The following is a 15,761-nucleotide window of genomic DNA, read 5'->3' on the forward strand; positions in this document are numbered from 1 at the left end:
ATTACCTCTGCAAACTATGAATGATGTGGGCCACTACGCCGAAGATCTCCAGCGCGTTGGGGTCGGGATAGAGCGGGGCGTAGGCCGGGTTCATGGGCAGCAGCGCCAGCCGGGGTTTCAGCGCCAGCGTCTTCACGGTGAACTCACCGTCGATCGCCGCGATGATCACATCCCCATGAGAGGCCTTGATTGACCGGTCGACGACCAGCAGATCGCCGTCATGGATGCCGATATCAACCATAGATTCGCCGCTGGCGCGCACAAAATAGGTTGCGCTGGGGTGTTTGATCAGGAGTTCGTTCAAATCCAGCGATTTTTCGACGTAGTCCTGTGCCGGAGAAGGAAAGCCGGCTGCGCAATGGTCGCTGAATAGGGGAAGAACGATTTTAGGGGAATCCAACCGCGGAAGGAGCAAACGGTATGAACGCATGAAAGCCTCTTTAACTGGTTTTTTATACAGTATAATCACACCTCATACGGCTTGTGTAGATATTCCTTTTTCTTTAATCGACGTCGAGTTGATGCCGTGCTGATTTAAAAAGACTTTTTTATTTCAATGGCGGACGAGGAGTCAGGTATATCATCACCGGCGGTGTATTAACCAACAGGTTATATGATCCTGCTAAGTGGATGGCGAAGCGGAGGCGTTGTTTTATTGTCGCTCTATAAGCGCGATAAATAAGTTTGTTCATTGTTTTTTAATCAAACCGCGGCGACCGCTGGCGATGAAAACAAAACCAATCCGCTTATTCTATTAGCAATAGATTAATGACGATATTGCCGTTTTGGTGTGTTGTCCTTAGCGTGTTAGAGGGGCTGTATCGCGGTTTTTATCGATTTTTGGCGGTGATTTTCACCATTTTTGAATGTTTTCCCTTGGGGTTTTCCGAGGTTTTTCCCGGTCTCATCAATAAAGACATCAAGACCAGATCGTTAATTGATGTGCATCTTTAACATGAGCCTCCTATGTATTATTCCTTGAGACTATGCAGCGTAATTAACTATTACAGTGAGTTGATTGTCTCTTATGTGAATGACTAGGCTGTTAAAAAGGTCTTTTTATTGCTTTTCTCTCCTTAAATAAAAACGGCATCCTGTCTTTCAATCTGGATACAGAGACGTTCGCTTGGTTTAAGGCGCAAGAAATTAAGGGGGCAGCGAATATCATGGGTATTAGATGAGAGAGTGAAATATCGCAGACTTATTATTCGTTTCCCCGCGTTGCGTCATTGAACATCCCACTGATAAATGGAACAATCCCGCGCACCAAGGCAGGCGTACGCCGCTAAATAGAGGAAAAAACATGAGAAAAATACAGTGGATAGCGTTGATTCTGGGATTTTTTATGACGACGGCGGTGAGTGCCGCCACGGAGGCTCCGCGTCCGCCGGTCGGCGATCAAGTGGTGGCTTACAGCGGCCAACAGGGCGTTAAGGTGTGGACGCTGCGCTATGGCGAACGTGCCGCCAATCAGGCGTTGGTGCAGATCGATGGCATCGATCACGACTGGAAAATGCGTATCCAGAAGATGGACGTTGAGAAAACCAGCAAAGATACGCGTTACTCGACGCAGGTCGACGGGAAAAAATTCGTCGCACTGATTATTCGCAGCGGTTATGGGGAACTGTACCTGCCGGGCGAAGCGCAGGAGATTGGGGTCGGCTATGACGAGACGCTGTCACAGTCCGGCAATGCGCAGTACTTCCTGACGGATTATCTGCAGCAGGGCGCGGCGCAGTAATCTCTGAACGGCGCTACCGGCGGACCGGGGGTAGCGCCTTCGCTGTTTTTCCTTCCCTTTACCTTTTTGGCGGCGTCCCCATCTGACGAGAAGCCGTCGCGGTGAAGCGCTACTGCCCGGTCTGCATGATTTTTGGCAAGTTCAGCTCAATCCAATCCGCCAAGTGAATAACGCGCTCGTAGACCTCGCGCCCGAGCGGCGTGAGCGAGTACTCCGTATGCGGCGGAACGACGGGCAGCATGTTACGGTGCACGAATCCATCCTGCTCAAACATCTGCAGCGTCTGAGCCAGCATCTTTTCGCTAATCCCGCTAATTTTCCTGCGCAGCTCGCTGAATCGCAGTGTTTCTTCGTCCAAGGCGATCAGCACCAGAATGCCCCAGCGGCTGGCAATATGTTGCAACACATCCCGCGAAGGGCAGTTGGCGTCCAGCAAGTTTCCGTAGCGAATTTCTTGATGATTGGCGCCGGGGTCAGGGATTCTTTGGGGGTACATCACGTTTCCTGCTAAAAGTTTAAACTTACCAAAGGTAAGTACTTACCAAAAGAGAGTGTGTCCATTATAGTCCTCCTGGTCTACGAAGTGCATGTCAATTCTATGCTGTGTAGGCATGGCGGGAATCCCGCGTGGCTACACCTTAAACGGAGGTCATGATGATTGCAGTCACAGGTGCAACAGGTCAGTTAGGTCGTCTTGTCATTGAAGCCTTGCTGAAAAGAGTTCCGGCGGATCAGATTGTCGCGGCGGTTCGCAACCCATCGAAAGCGCAGGACCTGGCCGATCGCGGCGTGCTTGTGCGCCAGGCGGATTACAATCAGCCGTCCACGCTGGCCACGGCATTTCAGGGCGTGGACAAACTGCTGCTGATCTCCTCCAGTGAAGTGGGCCTGCGTACTGCTCAGCATCGTGCGGTGATTGACGCCGCCAAAGTTGCGGAAGTTGGACTGATTGCCTATACCAGCCTGCTACGTGCGGATACCTCGCCGCTGATGCTGGGTGAAGAGCACCGCCAGACGGAAGCTGTGCTGAAGGCATCCGGCATGCCTTTCGTCTTGCTGCGCAACGGCTGGTATACCGAAAACCATGCCGCCAGCATTGCCCCGGCTTTGGCGCATGACGCCTACATCGGCTCGGCAGGAGAAGGACGCATTGCATCGGCGACGCGTGCGGATTACGCACAGGCGGCGGCGGTCGTGTTGCTGAGCGACGATCAGGCGGGAAAAGTCTATGAACTGGCTGGCGACGACAGCTATACGCTGGCGGAGTTTGCGGCGGAAATTTCAAGTCAGTCTGGAAAAACGATGGGTTATGTCAATCTGCCGGTCGCCGATTTTGCGAACGCGCTTAAGGGCGCAGGCTTACCGGAAGGTTTGGCCGATGTGCTGGCTGACTCCGACGCGGGTGCCGCCAAAGGCGCGCTGTTTGATGACAGCAAAACGCTGAGCCGACTGTTAGGACGCCCGACGACGTCGTACCAAAAAGTGATCGCCGACACGCTGGCGTCGTTGTAATAAAAATGACCCCGCCTTCCCGTGGAGAAGCGCGGGGTCGCATCAATCACTACGGCACTCGCCGCGGCGCATGACCTCACTCAATCTGGGTGTCATTAAATGTGGGTGCCGAGCGCAATACAGCCCGTCAGCATCAACACGGCAGCCGTGCCGCTCAACCAGAAAAGACCTTTCATCGAATCTCCAGTGCGTTTAGTCAACGTGGATGGGAACGAACGCAGCAGCACGTTCGCTTAAAATAGCGAGACACAGCCGGTCAACATCAATACCGACGCGATGCAGCTTAATAGCATGACCCCTTTCATAAACTCTCCTTCATTAAATGAATGCCTTAATGTGAGTGCGCGCATAAATATACCGTACAGTACGGTATATTTATGCGCTGACACAGCGCCACTGTCAAGCCACAGTGAGGAGGCTTTGCCACGTTTCGCTTAAGGTCGGGGGGCGAGTTTGCCGCTTTTCCCTGACGTTCAGGGCGCGGGGAGGGTGAGCCAGAATCGCGGGGGCGATAATATCTGACTGAATAAATTGAATAAAAAATAAAGACTCAGATCGGTATTGCTATGTCGGCGGCTATTGTCCGGTAAAAGGGTGATCTGAGTCATGAAAATCAGGATGGCACAGACGTAATATAAATGTCTATATAGCTATATATATCAAAAGGATAGAAAATGTTCTCGAGCGCCGTATCCTACCCGCAATAGATCCTCGCGTTTCCCTCGGTTCACACCCTTAATCAAGTCGCTATCGACTGTCAATCGGCCAGACCACTAACGACGAGCGCCTCCCCCCAGCGGCCAGACCCCTATTGTGAACAGAAACGAACAGCCTTATGTGTGGTCGCGGAGGCACGGAGAACGCCGCCGCCCGGTTTTGCGGTGCCGCGCAGGATAGGCTAGAGGGCTAACGCAACGTCTGTGGAATTTCGCTGTCTCATAGCCAACTAACGTTATCACTTTGTTCATTGGTGGTGGATATGCATAGGAGCATTACAGATGGGCTGGACGAGGAGGCGAGTCAATGTCGTCCCCCTTTGAACAACGGATATTGCGCAGTAATGTGCACAGCGTTGATGCGCCTGAGTGTGGCCGTCGCCGCAGAAGACGTCGGGGGCGACGCAGTGAGCGGCGCTGGCAATAAATGAAACTGACATCTCATCGTTATTGAATTGGGGAGGGCATTGACCCCTCGGCTACGACAAGACCTTATATCATGGAAAAGAAAGATGACGGATAAACAGCGCGAAGTGCTTCCTGAAACCTACCGGGCATGGACCTGGCATCACGGCACGGATCCCCACGATCTGAAACTTGAACACATTCCCTTGCCGCCGCCGGCCGCCGACCAGGTGTTGGTGCGCAACATCGTGATTGGCCTGAACCCGGTGGACTGGAAGGTGTTGGGGGCGGACAGTCTGCGTTGGCAGCCCGGAAAAGTGCCGGGTGTCGACGGTGCGGGCGTGGTGGTGGCGGTGGGCGAGGACGTCTCCGAGCGTTGGCTGGGCCAGCGTGTCGCCTATCACCAGAATTTGCAGTCTCCCGGCAGCTTTGCCGAGTACGCGCCCGTTGATATGCGCGCACTGCTGCGCCTGCCGAAGCTTTTAGATTTCGCCATTGCGGCCAGCGTGCCATGTCCGGCGCTCACCGCATGGCTGGCGCTGGATAAACTGCCGCCGCAGGCGGGTCAGCGGGTATTGATTAGCGGCGCGGGCGGAGCCGTCGGGCACTATCTGGTGCAGTTGGCCGCCGCCTATGGATTCAACGTGACCGCCATGAGCCATGCCCGCCACTGGGAACGGCTGCGGACGCTGGGCGCGCAGGATTGCGTCGCAAGCGAGCTGGCGGACGATCCCGACTGGACGAGTGAGAATGCGGCTTCTTTGCCATCATCGACAGCGTAAGCGCCGACCATGCCGAGCGCTTGTCCCCGATGCTGCAAGCGAACGGTCATCTGGTCTGCATTCAGGATCGCGTTGCGAACTGGCCATGCGCCCCGTTTGGGCGGGCAATCTCCCTGCATGAGGTGGCGCTGGGCGCGCTGCATCAATTCGGTGACGAAGCGGCCTGGGCGCGGCTGACGGCCGCGGGCGAACTGCTGTTGATCGACCTGGCGGAAGAACGATTGCAGCCGGAAGCCCGAGTGGTCCGCGATTTCTCCGAACTGCCGCTGTTGCTGGACGAACTGCGCCACCGCGCATTTTCCGGCAAGCCGCTGGTGCGGGTATGATCCTGTACTGAGGAAAAGATAGACCTAGTCAGCCATTGTGTTGAGTTCAGTGAACATCGACGGCATGACCGATTCCCCCCCTGAGCGTCAGCAACAGATCGCTGACGCTGAATCTCTCAAATCACGCGCTTTACGTTGTAAGTGGGGTAAAGCGCGCTGTTCGGCGCAAAGGGGGAGATCTGAGCCTCTTCATCTTATCAATCTGGAATACAGACTCTGAGGCGATGCCCGTCGGGGTCAAGTGCCACAAATGTTTTACCGAATACCGCCTGTTTGGGTTCCTGTTCAATTTGAACGCCTAAGGTCATCCATCGCTGGTATAGCTCATCGACCACCTGGATGTTTTCAACCATAAAACTGATTTCCGTTCGGTTACCCTCTCCACATGATGCAAAATCATGCGCGTTTGTTGACCACAATCCCAGGTTAAGGCCATTGTCGAAAGAGAAAGCAGCCCAGGAGGGAAGCACCACGTCTGGCTCTTTATCAAATAATTTTTGATAAAACTTGCTGCTTATCGGCGGGTTAGAAACATAAAGAATAAACAAATTAGGTATCATTGCGAGTACGTCTCCTTAATCTCACAGAGACATCACTATGGCAGGGAGCAATGACAATTTATGTCAGTATCCGGACCCAAGCGCGCCGAGCGCCTATTGAGTCTCTTGCAAATTCTGCATCGACATCGCTATCCAGTCAGTGGCAGCAGACTAGCTGAAGAACTTTCAGTCAGCCTTCGCACACTTTATCGTGATATTGCATCGCTACGTTCGCAGGGAGCCGATATTCAAGGGGAAGCGGGCACAGGATATATCCTCTCTTCGGGTTACCTTTTACCACCCATGATGTTCACGCCTGAGCAACTGGATGCGCTGGCGTTAGGCCTGCGCTGGGTCTCTGTTTATGGTGATGCGGATATTGCAAACGCTGCCTCGGAGGTTGCCGGGAAAGTCATACAAAGCATACCGCCGCAACTGCACGCTATATTCGAAAACTCGACGTTGCTGGTTGGAAAGGCCGAATCCATTAAAAAAGGCCATCAGAATATGATTCCGCTGCGAAGTGCTATCAGGAGAAGATTAAAAGTCCAAGCGCGCTATAAAGACCGTTTGGGTAATGATACTGAAAGAATTCTATGGCCTTTTGCATTGGGTTACTTTTCAGGCGAAGTTATCCTCGCAGCCTGGTGTGAAATGCGTGATGATTTTCGTCATTTCAATGTGGAACAATTACGTTCTTTTAAACTTCTTGATGCGGGTTATCCTTATTCTCGGCAAAAGTTACTCAGCATGTGGCGTATCGCAAAGCGAGATATTCTTGATGAAATGGGCTGAGCTGAGGTGCAACTCCAAACGACAGAACGTTTATCTGACTTAAACAGAAAGTCTATTTTTGATCATGGTAGCCTTTGGGAACTATTTTTAGGGAGAAGATCAGATGTCACTGGGGATGCTGAAAAATCGCATAGAGTGGTCTGATTAGCTGACCTTAATCAGAAGCCAGTTAAACAATTTGAGTCGGAGGGCGAGTGCAAGGACCAGATCCAACAAATAAGCATCCCATGCAGGGATTTCCGCAGGTTTGTTTCATCAAAAATACGGTGACCAATCCAAATATTATTATTGGTGATTTCACCTATTACGATGATCCAGAAGACTCCGAGGATTTTGAACGCAATGTTCTCTACCACTTTCCTTTCATCGGCGACAAGCTGATTATCGGTAAGTTTTGCGCAATCGCAAAAGGCGTTCAATTCATCATGAATGGTGCAAATCACAAATTATCGGGTTTCTCTTCCTTCCCGTTTTATATTTTTGGGAATGGTTGGGAAAAGGCTACGCCACAGCCTGAAGATTTACCGTACAAAGGCGATACGATTATCGGGAACGATGTCTGGATAGGGTACAAAGCGCTTATCATGCCGGGTGTGAAGATTGGCGATGGCGCTATTATTTCCTCTATGGCTGTTGTCACTACAGACGTGCCCGCATATACCATTGTTGGTGGTAATCCTGCAAAAGTGATTAAGAAACGATTTTCAGATGAAATAGTCGCTGAGCTGGAGCAATTAGCGTGGTGGGACTGGTCTGTAGAAAAGATCACTAGGCACCTCACGGCAATAATGTCTAATGACATTAAAGCGCTTCGTACGTCCGAGTAATCTGAGCTGGCATGAGCGAGAGAATAACGTCGGCTCCTTTTGAAGTTCACCATGTGCCCTTTATTTTGGCTGCTATGTGCCAGGAGCGGACATTGCTGACTATGGAGAGCACAATCGACTGAACTGCTCCCTCCTTCGCCACCAGGCATCTCATTCGCTGAAGTGTCACTGACCATACGGCATCTACAAGTCATCACTAATCACTCGAACGATAAGCCCTAATGTACGGTGGTATAGGTAACAAGCCCCTGTAGAGGAACAAAAATACTGGACATAGCGCTTTAAATACAGTACCCGAAGCCTGCCTTTCTTCTCAGATAAGACATCATCCTTTCAACTTAACGTAAGTTATCTTTGCCTTTACATCATTTTTTCTAAAGATTTCGAAACTGATACCGTTAATTATATCTTACGTGTTGGATCTGCTGTGAGTTGGCAAAACTGCCTAAGCACAGTTGGCACTCCATACGCTCAGCTGTGAAGCGACTGGGTAATGCAGGCGGTGTGCCGCAAAGGAGTGACCACCACAAGTCCGTTCTTTAATGACTAAAGAGCTCTTCATTTCAGGAGATTTAAATGAACAAGCAGTTAGCTTCTCTTTCCCTACTGGTTGCAGCAATGCTAGCTTCACTTCCGGCTTTAGCCGCCACAAACTCTATCGTGAAAACAGAGACCGCAAGATAGATCACTGTTCTCTCTGATGGAAGCGGCTTGCCAGCAGCCACTGCATTTGGTCTGGTTTCCATAGATTTTCCGTCGGGTGCTCTTACAAAAACCAAAACCCTAACCAGCATCGCATACACTATCGCGGCATACCCTGCTGCAACGACTGATACTGTTGAGCTGTGCTATTACCGCCCGTATGCAACAACTCCATCACTGTGTAAAGCGGTAACCAGTGGGTCAACGGCGACCACCACAGATTTTAATAGCTTCCCGTTCGGTAACGGAGCTAGATTACGTATTAACCACACCACGACTGGTGCACGAGGTGCATCGCTTAAGCCTTCGCGCCAGGAAAGTGTCACTTATACCTACAGCTATTAATTACTAAACACCCATAACTTCTATCCAGGCTGGAGAGAATCAAACTATGAACGTCAACACCTCAACCAATGTTTATAGCTATGTACAGGATACATCTGGTAACGCGTCTAAAAAGACCAGCTCCCAGCCTGCCACTGGAAGCAGCACCACGACAGCTCAATCAAACTCATCAGCACAGTCTACGATAAGTGGACTGGGACTGATGATGACCCGCCTGTATGGAAACACAAACGCTCTCCCTGTAGTACAAACCCAGTTAACCACTGAAACACAGGACATGGATGCAGTAAACTTCCTGACCCTAGATGATCGCAATGTATTATCAGACCTTTATGCGCAGGCAAAGGATCAGGGAACTGATTTGCTCTATGTTGATGATTTAGCACGTGACTTAGGTAAGTACAGAAAGTTCGGTAGCGTATCCGGTAATTACAATACGGGGAATACATACGATGTGAGCGGGCGTAAGCAAACTATTGATTTCACTGCTAAGGATTCCGAGACTGCCTCCCGTATCCTGAACAGTGGTAATCTTTCCAGCTCCGTTCTTGATCCCGGATTCCTGAAGTTTGAGCTCAACTCCGGCTATTCGTTTGACCATGTCGCAAATTTTGATTATCTGGAATCGGTAGTTAACAATTCTGCGAGTAAGACAACTTCTAATGGACTGGGCCGGACCCCTGATTTCACCACTTATGTTAGTCAGGGACAGAATAACTACGTTGTGAATACCGCCAGCGAAGTGACGTTTAAAACTGATGAACCGGATGTTGTCAGTAAAGATGGCGTTTTTTATGTTACAGAGACCGGTAAAAAGCACGGTTTTCGTCTAGAAGGTAACAATGTTTTGCAGGATGAAGGATTATCCATTAGTGATATTCAGTCTCAGACCGTCACAACGTTGCTGGACTATTATTTAAATGCAAACGAATCTGAGAACGTGAGCACTGATAAACCGACCACATTGTTCGACTATCTGTTCTCATCCAATATAGATAAAAAAATTCAGGAGTAAGAGCTCCTGATGCGTCTTCCTGAGCAACAGCTTCAAGATTTTATTTGTTTGTCGGGCATAACCCAAGTTTATCCTACAGGCACTTCATCACAGGTTGTGCTGCAAAACCTTTCGTTATCCATCCCGGTGGGACAGAGTTGTTCCATTACCGGACCATCAGGGTCCGGAAAAAGCACGCTTTTGAACATTATCGGATTACTGGATAAACCATTATCAGGCAAGGTCCTACTTGCCGGGGAAGACGTCTCCACCGCCTCAGATGATGTGCGGGCAAGAGCTCGTAATCAAATTATTGGTTTTGTTTTTCAGGGGTTCAATCTGTTATCTCGTCTAAACGCACTGGATAATGTCGCATTGCCACTGCTCTACAGAGGACTGCCAAAATCCATTGCCCGAGAGCAGGCTCAGCTACAACTCGATCGGGTGGGACTGGCTGAGAGACTTTATTATCGTCCTGCTGATTTATCGGGTGGGCAGCGCCAGCGTGTTGCTATTGCCCGCGCTCTGGTTGGCGAGCCGGCATTGTTGCTTGCCGATGAACCGACTGGAAATCTCGATCAAGACACAGCCAATGAGATCGTAGCGTTGCTCTTATCCCTGAATGAAACTGCTGGTACAACGCTTGTTATGGTTACGCATGACGAAAAGATGGCAGAACGGATGGAACGTCGTATCAGGATCGGCAATGGTCATATCGTTGAGGACACATATGCCGCACGATAGCACAGACGTGACAACTCCCCGTGATCTTCGTGGACGCTATGGTCCCTCCTGGTCTCACCTTTTTACAGAACCACTCGATAATCTACGTCTCTTAGGACGCCGGGCAGTGCTGGCATTGTCAGGTATTGCTGTTGGATGTATGGCGGTAGTGGCATTGCTGAATATCGGCTACAACGCCAGAGTTCAGGCGATGAGCGTCTTCAAAGGAATGGGCAGTGACTTACTGGTTTGCACTATACAGCCTCCTCCCGGAAGCTATGGTAATCCCCTTCAGATTTTTTCCACAATAGATACGGTTCAGCTACATCAGAACCTGCCAGAAATTTCATCAGCTTCTCCGCTACTTCCTGTAAATATGGACGTTCGTCTGGAGGCTCGCACATTAAATCTCAACGTTCTTGGTACCAATGCTGAACTCCCCGATGTTCTCGGTCTCAGCATCAGTAAAGGTCGGTTCCTGAGCAGATATGATACACACAGTACTTACGCGGTTTTGGGGGCAAAAACACAGGCAGCGTGGAAAAATGTCGGCATCAATGCCGATGTTGGAGACAAGGTTGAAATTGGTAATTATCTTTTTGAAATAATAGGTGTTTTAAATGAAAAAGGTCCTAATGCGCTTATTCCCACGTCTCCGGACGAAGCAATTCTGCTGCCGGTAGAAAGCATGAAGCGTATTGTACCTAATCCACAAATCTCTGCTGTCGTTGCGCGCAATCCTGATAGTCGTACGCTAAATGAAGGGGGCTTACATCTTCAACAATGGCTGAGTGGACAGATTAAAGGATATGACATTAGTGTCCAAATACCTCACCAGTTGATTGACGGGATGGCTCAGCAGTCACGCATGTTTTCCTGGATGCTATCAGGACTTGGCGGTATTGCGTTACTGGTTGGAGGTATCGGCGTAATGAATGTGATGGTGATGAACATATCGGAACGGCGCCGGGAAATAGGTGTCCGCATGGCACTTGGGGCTCGACCTAAGGACATTGCCCGACTTTTCCTGATTGAAGCCATTATTCTGGCGACTCTTGGGGCATTCACCGGTGCTGCACTGGGCTTGGCTGCATCCTGGATATTCGTCCATTACTCAGGCTGGCAAAATTTTACAATGTCCCCAGCCTCTCTTCCACTGGGTATAGGAAGCGCTATAGCTACGGGGCTTTTTTTTGGTCTATCACCGGCGATTGCAGCATCGCGGTTGTCCCCAATAAAGGCCCTTCGCGATGAATAAATGCAGTTTACTGTTGTTAGCCGCTTTGTTTACCCCCTTATTTTCATATGCATGGTCTGACGTTGAATTACATCCTTCTCATGCATCACGACCGGGACAGCCGTCATCAGCTAATCCTATAATTTCCCTGAATACTCAGACGATAGATCTTACCCTTAGCGACGCTATCTATTTGGGCCTACGGGACAACCGGTCAATTCGCAGCATCTATTTTGATCGTATCTCTCAGAAATTTAATCTGCGTGTTGCTGAAGATCGCTTTACACCAAAGTTAGTTCTCAGCGCCAGTTATCAGTCCGACAGGAATCAGGATGATCGTTCTCACCAGGGAAATATGTCGCCTGTAGCGACCTTACTCACCCCATACGGTTCTCGATTCAGCCTAGGGTGGACCGGGAGTCAGACTAGAGCAAGAAATTCGGGACTTTCCAGCAATGATGGCGCGAATATTACTGTTATTCAGCCACTTCTTCGCGGTGCGGGCAGGGACGTTGCCACGGCACCCGTTAGACTTGCTCAGCTTAATGAACAGAGCAACCGGCTCTCGTTAAAACTGACGATCATGCAGACCGTGACAAAAATTATCATGTCCTACCGTGAGCTGCTTCAGTCACAGGAGCAGGTTAATATTGCACGGGACTCCCTTGAACGTTCCAGGCAGTTAGCTGACGTCAATCGGGCAATGATCTCCGCGGGTCGTATGGCAGAGTTCGAAATTGTGCAGACTGAAGCCGATGTAGCCTCTCAAGAGTTGGCTCTGGAGGATGCGCGTAATCAGCAGGAGTCTTCAAGGCTGGCGCTTTTGCAACTTTTGGCTCTGGATCTGAATACCTCAATATTCGCCAGCGATGCCTTACAGGCGCGACGTGTGGACATAAACATCCAGCAAGCGCTGTCAGAAGCTGAGAGATCTCAACCAGAGTGGCTTGCCCAGCTTATTGCGGATGAGCAGGCCGGAATTAACCTTGTCGTAGCACGCAATAACAGGCTTTGGGACGTTTCACTGGTGGGAGGAGCAAGCCAGGTCCGCGACCGTAGCGATAAAAATGGCTCGTCACAAACATGGGACAACTATGTTGGCCTGAAGGTAGAAATACCTGTAGGTGATATGAGAGCACATCAGGAAGAGGTTCAGGCACAGGTAGATCTACGAACTCAGGCGCTTCGCGTACAGGAGGCTCATCAGCAGCTGGAGCGCGAAGTGATCAATGCTGTCAGGAACATTGGTACCCGATGGCGTCAATACGAAATTTCTGTTCGTATCAGCGATCTCTCCCGACGGAAGTTGGACATTGAACGTGAGAAGCTCACTGCTGGTCGTTCCAGCAACTTTCAGGTGCTGCGTTTTGAGAGCGATCTCCGGAATGCTGACAGCGCAAAGCTCAATGCGCTTATCAGCTATCTGAATTCTCAGGCCCTGCTGGATCAGACTCTGGGCACAGCCCTGCAAAGCTGGGACATATCAATCAATGATTAAAAAATTTTTGCAGGCAATCCTCAATATTTTCCACAGGCGTATTCCAGTGACCGTCATGGTTCTGTCTGCCATCCTGGTGACTACATGGTTGTTTATGAGTAAATACAATAATAAACCAACACCAAAACAACAGGCTGAATGGATGTTAGTTCAGCCGCAGGCAATCGAGCAGCAGCTTGGGCTGGTTGGCCGAATCCAGGCCGAAAGACAGATAATACTTTCCGCTCCTTTTGAAGGGCTCATTCGTGATGTTCGGGTACGGGAAGGGGAGTTCATCAAAGCTGGCCGGACATTAGTCCAGCTTGACCCCGGATTGCTTGGAATACAACTGCGGCAGGCAGAAGCTGAACTGATCAAATCTAAGCGGGAGGTGCATCAGTTGGATAAATGGAGCAGCAGTCCTGATGTCTCGCGCGCCAGAAGAGCCGAGCTGTCAGCCCGTTCTGCGTTAACCGCAACGCAGGCAAACCTGCGTGATACCCGGGCTTTGTTCAAAAGAGGAATTGTCCCCCGAATGGAGGTTGATGCGCTCGTCCAGCAGGAACTGACACAGCAGCAGGATCTGCTCAGTGCTCAGGATGACTTACGGGATGTTAAGGCCCGTGGGACGGGGGAGGAACGGAAAATTGCTGAAATGGGATTGCTGAATGCTCAGGTCCGTTATCAGACACTCGAAGAGCAAAGCAAAAAACAAACGATTAATGCACCCTTTGACGGTATTGCTGTTCGTCCTGATGTTACTGAAGGAGGTAAGGCAGTTTTTGCTCAACAGGGCATGCAGGTTAGCCAGGGAACCCCCTTAATAACGGTCATCGGCCTGGACCGCCTTCAGGTTTTGACCCAGGTTAACGAGTCCGATCTCTATCTACTTCGTGAGGGAATGCTAGTAAAAATCACCGGGGATGGGTTTACCGGGCAGATACTTGACGGTCATATTTCTGCTATTTCCGTACAAAGCGACTCGCCAGACGGTGGCGGGACCTCCGCCCGTTACAATGTAGTCGCTTCCATTGATAGCCTTAAGTCACATTCAGCTCAACAAATTCGTCTGGGGATGAGTGCCCGGGTTGCCGTTATCCTCTACAGAAATGAGAAGGCGATTATTGTCCCCCCCGATGCGATTCATGAAGAAGGCGATTCCGCCTGGGTTTGGTACAGGACATCTCCGGATGCTGAAGTTTCTAAGCACATAATTGTGCGGGGCAAGACAGTTACACAGGGGATCGAAATTCATGGAGTTGAGGGGGGCTATGTAATGGTATCAGGGCAGTAGCTGGCGACAGTGATGGTATTGACGGCACCGAAGATGCAGCGGGCACGATGGTCTTTCCGGACACGCTGGCACACGGCAAAATGAGTGGCCTTAATGCGGTTAATTATCTCGATGGACATGACAGTTACAGCTATTTTCACGCGCTTGATGATTTGCTGATAACCGGCCCGACTTTAACCAACGTAAATCACATCCGGGCAATATTGATTGCCTGAGCCTGTTGCTCTCCTGCGGCCCGGGAGAGCAATATTTGTGCTTAGCGTTGTTTAGCCTAAGCCAGTTTGTCACAGTTCTACCGACTTCCCCTGATGCTCTATCCTGGAAAGCTACAGCCTGTCGCGTCCAGTCTACGCGGTTTAAATCCATTCTTCCTATTGAAGCCAGTCAAGCTCCTGGATTTAGTCCGCTCTTCGCTCACAGCGGACTCATCCCCCCGATAGCCCATCGCCAAATCATAAGAACACAATCCCCAAACACGCCTTTGATTAATACTTCCAGTCGTTAACGAAGATTCGCTGATATTAATTTCAGCCTACGCCAACTTTGCCGGTAAGAAGATCAGGGCTGAAATCGAGTCATCCCATCGGCCCGTAAGGGCGCGGTTTCTATGGGGAACATCGGTTTTCTTGTCTCGGTGGAGAGACTGGCGCGAAGCGCTCCACGAGTTAAAATAAATGTAAAAGTTTCGTTCGATTGAGAAAAACATCGGTTATGGTGTGGGTAAATCACCGTCAAAAGGATGTCGTCATGCAGAACCAAGGGCGTTTTTCGAATGTGCAAATAGCATTGCACTGGGCCGTCTTTCTTCTTCTTATTGTTACCTATGCCACCGTCGAGCTGCGGGGACTGGCGCCGAGAGGGACGCTCACGCGCCAGTTGGTGATGGCAACGCACTTCAGCTGCGGCGTCACCGTGCTGGTGCTGATGGTGGCGCGCATTTACTTTCGCATTAAATACGCTTCTCCGCCGATTGTCCCGCCAGCGCCCAAGTGGCAGCACTTTCTGGCGAACCTGACGCACATTCTAATTTACGCGTTGTTTGTCGCATTGCCGGTGCTGGCCGTCAGCTCACGTTATTTGCGTGGACAGGACTGGGCGCTGTTCGGCATCGCTATGCCGGTCGCGGCCACGCCGAATCCCGATCTGGCGGTGTCGTTGATTCAGCTGCACGAAACGTTGGCGCCTCTCGGCTACTGGCTGATCGGGCTGCATGCGGCGGCCGCGTTGTTTCACTACTACTTCATGCGCGACAACACCATGCTGCGTATGATGCCCTCAAAGAAGGATCGTACCTCTGCCTAATCACCTCTCAGGCGGCTGATGTAACGAATGCAGTGAAAACCGTT

The 15,761-nt window shown here is 50.6% G+C and carries 16 protein-coding genes and 1 pseudogene; 13 read left to right on the forward strand and 4 right to left on the reverse strand.

Going from position 1 to position 15,761, the window contains the following annotated elements:
* Position 1 precedes the first annotated feature (1 nt).
* On the reverse strand, positions 2-430 hold the full coding sequence (umuD, locus tag AU511_RS01250; protein WP_094101177.1) for a translesion error-prone DNA polymerase V autoproteolytic subunit: 429 nt from the start codon (positions 428-430) through the stop codon (positions 2-4).
* Positions 431-1,303: 873 nt separating this feature from the next.
* On the opposite strand from umuD, the gene AU511_RS01255 reads away from it, so the two are divergent.
* Positions 1,304-1,741, forward strand: a complete 438-nt coding sequence (locus AU511_RS01255) for a hypothetical protein (protein WP_094101138.1) — start codon at positions 1,304-1,306, stop codon at positions 1,739-1,741.
* 109 nt (positions 1,742-1,850) lie between these two features.
* On the opposite strand, the gene AU511_RS01260 is transcribed toward AU511_RS01255, so the two are convergent.
* A complete protein-coding gene (locus AU511_RS01260) occupies positions 1,851-2,237 on the reverse strand; it encodes a winged helix-turn-helix transcriptional regulator (RefSeq protein WP_094108516.1) in 387 nt (128 codons plus the stop codon).
* 158 nt (positions 2,238-2,395) lie between these two features.
* On the opposite strand from AU511_RS01260, the gene AU511_RS01265 reads away from it, so the two are divergent.
* The 3 genes from AU511_RS01265 (at position 2,396) to AU511_RS17580 (ending at position 5,482) form a co-directional block, all read left to right on the forward strand.
* Positions 2,396-3,253 carry an SDR family oxidoreductase gene (locus AU511_RS01265; RefSeq protein ID WP_094101136.1) on the forward strand — a complete coding sequence of 286 codons (858 nt, stop codon included), beginning with the start codon at positions 2,396-2,398 and terminating at the stop codon, positions 3,251-3,253.
* A gap of 1,228 nt (positions 3,254-4,481) precedes the next feature.
* Complete coding sequence (locus AU511_RS01270; protein ID WP_240503733.1) at positions 4,482-5,156, forward strand: alcohol dehydrogenase catalytic domain-containing protein; 675 nt, start codon at positions 4,482-4,484, stop codon at positions 5,154-5,156.
* 29 nt (positions 5,157-5,185) lie between these two features.
* On the forward strand, positions 5,186-5,482 hold the full coding sequence (locus AU511_RS17580; RefSeq protein WP_240503734.1) for an MDR/zinc-dependent alcohol dehydrogenase-like family protein: 297 nt from the start codon (positions 5,186-5,188) through the stop codon (positions 5,480-5,482).
* A 197-nt stretch (positions 5,483-5,679) separates the two neighbouring features.
* On the opposite strand, the gene AU511_RS01275 is transcribed toward AU511_RS17580, so the two are convergent.
* Positions 5,680-6,042 (reverse strand): VOC family protein, encoded by a 363-nt coding sequence (locus AU511_RS01275; protein ID WP_094108517.1) that lies wholly within the window; start codon positions 6,040-6,042, stop codon positions 5,680-5,682.
* A 60-nt stretch (positions 6,043-6,102) separates the two neighbouring features.
* Between AU511_RS01275 and AU511_RS01280 the strand changes: the two genes are divergently transcribed.
* Entirely contained in the window at positions 6,103-6,816 is a 714-nt protein-coding gene (locus AU511_RS01280; protein ID WP_094108518.1) for a helix-turn-helix transcriptional regulator, read from the forward strand.
* A gap of 194 nt (positions 6,817-7,010) precedes the next feature.
* Positions 7,011-7,643: a Vat family streptogramin A O-acetyltransferase gene (locus AU511_RS01285; RefSeq protein WP_094108519.1), complete on the forward strand. Its 633-nt coding sequence runs from the start codon at positions 7,011-7,013 to the stop codon at positions 7,641-7,643.
* A 572-nt stretch (positions 7,644-8,215) separates the two neighbouring features.
* Here AU511_RS01285 and AU511_RS17370 read toward each other — a convergent pair.
* Positions 8,216-8,389 (reverse strand): hypothetical protein, encoded by a 174-nt coding sequence (locus tag AU511_RS17370; protein WP_162896351.1) that lies wholly within the window; start codon positions 8,387-8,389, stop codon positions 8,216-8,218.
* A gap of 347 nt (positions 8,390-8,736) precedes the next feature.
* On the opposite strand from AU511_RS17370, the gene AU511_RS01290 reads away from it, so the two are divergent.
* The 7 genes and pseudogenes from AU511_RS01290 to cybB all read left to right on the forward strand — a co-directional run bounded on the left by AU511_RS01290 (position 8,737) and on the right by cybB (position 15,717).
* Complete coding sequence (locus AU511_RS01290) at positions 8,737-9,705, forward strand: hypothetical protein (protein ID WP_094108520.1); 969 nt, start codon at positions 8,737-8,739, stop codon at positions 9,703-9,705.
* Between the two features lie 9 nt (positions 9,706-9,714).
* Positions 9,715-10,428 (forward strand): ABC transporter ATP-binding protein, encoded by a 714-nt coding sequence (locus AU511_RS01295; RefSeq protein WP_094108521.1) that lies wholly within the window; start codon positions 9,715-9,717, stop codon positions 10,426-10,428.
* Entirely contained in the window at positions 10,415-11,665 is a 1,251-nt protein-coding gene (locus tag AU511_RS01300; RefSeq protein WP_094108522.1) for an ABC transporter permease, read from the forward strand. The genes AU511_RS01295 and AU511_RS01300 overlap by 14 nt, the downstream gene beginning before the upstream one ends.
* Positions 11,658-13,142: a TolC family protein gene (locus tag AU511_RS01305; RefSeq protein ID WP_094108523.1), complete on the forward strand. Its 1,485-nt coding sequence runs from the start codon at positions 11,658-11,660 to the stop codon at positions 13,140-13,142. Before AU511_RS01300 ends, AU511_RS01305 begins: the two co-directional genes overlap by 8 nt.
* Positions 13,135-14,415 carry an efflux RND transporter periplasmic adaptor subunit gene (locus tag AU511_RS01310; protein WP_100053538.1) on the forward strand — a complete coding sequence of 427 codons (1,281 nt, stop codon included), beginning with the start codon at positions 13,135-13,137 and terminating at the stop codon, positions 14,413-14,415. The genes AU511_RS01305 and AU511_RS01310 overlap by 8 nt, the downstream gene beginning before the upstream one ends.
* Positions 14,397-14,630, forward strand: a pseudogene (locus tag AU511_RS01315) (MOFRL family protein); the annotation flags it as partial. The gene AU511_RS01310 and the pseudogene AU511_RS01315, both read left to right, overlap by 19 nt.
* A gap of 532 nt (positions 14,631-15,162) precedes the next feature.
* Positions 15,163-15,717, forward strand: a complete 555-nt coding sequence (gene cybB / locus AU511_RS01320) for a cytochrome b561 (protein WP_094101491.1) — start codon at positions 15,163-15,165, stop codon at positions 15,715-15,717.
* Positions 15,718-15,761: the final 44 nt, after the last annotated feature.

Source organism: Lonsdalea iberica, from assembly GCF_002111585.1.
Lineage (GTDB): Bacteria > Pseudomonadota > Gammaproteobacteria > Enterobacterales > Enterobacteriaceae > Lonsdalea > Lonsdalea iberica.